We start from the raw sequence: 645 nt of genomic DNA on the forward strand, positions 1-645 counted from the left end.
ATTACTACACCCGCTTCGCCGCCGGCGCCGACTATCCGATCGTCGCGCGGCGCAAGGCCAGCCTGGAGGCGCCCGAGGAAGTGATCCTCGACCAGCCGGCCATGGCCAAGGACCACAGCTTCTTCCAGATCGCCGGCCGCGCGGTGAGCCCGGACAACCGGCTGCTCGCCTATACGATCGATACCGTCGGCCGCCGCCAATATGTGCTGCAGGTGAAGAACCTCGCGACCGGCGAGACCTTTGCGGACAGCATCCCCAATGTCGAGGGCGGCGTGGCCTGGGCCGGCGACAACCGGACGATCTTCTACCTCGAGAAGGATCCCGTCACCCTGCTCTCCAAGCGCGTGAAGGCGCACGTCCTCGGCACGCCCGCCGCGGCGGACCGGCTGATCAGCCATGTCACCGACGAGGTGATTGCCGAGGCGCAGAACAACTTCGTCAACGTTTCGGAATCGGTCGGCCAGAAACGCATGTCGGCGCTGCACCAGGGCCGTCGCGACAAGCTTGTCGTTGGCCCTAATCTATGGGCCGGGCTCGGACTGGTGCGGGGCGGGGCGGGGACGGCGTTGGTCGGCAGCCCAGACAACGTCGTTGCCCGTATTCGCGAATATCAGGCGATCGGCATCGAGACCATCATCGCCTCTG

The 645-nt window shown here is 66.0% G+C and carries 1 protein-coding gene; it reads left to right on the top strand.

Going from position 1 to position 645, the window contains the following annotated elements:
* Positions 1-645: LLM class flavin-dependent oxidoreductase (locus DNK89_RS24620; RefSeq protein WP_203422543.1), on the top strand; the 645-nt coding region annotated here is incomplete at both ends.

This window comes from Acidovorax sp. ST3 (assembly GCF_003231145.1).
Lineage (GTDB): Bacteria > Pseudomonadota > Gammaproteobacteria > Burkholderiales > Burkholderiaceae_C > Acidovorax.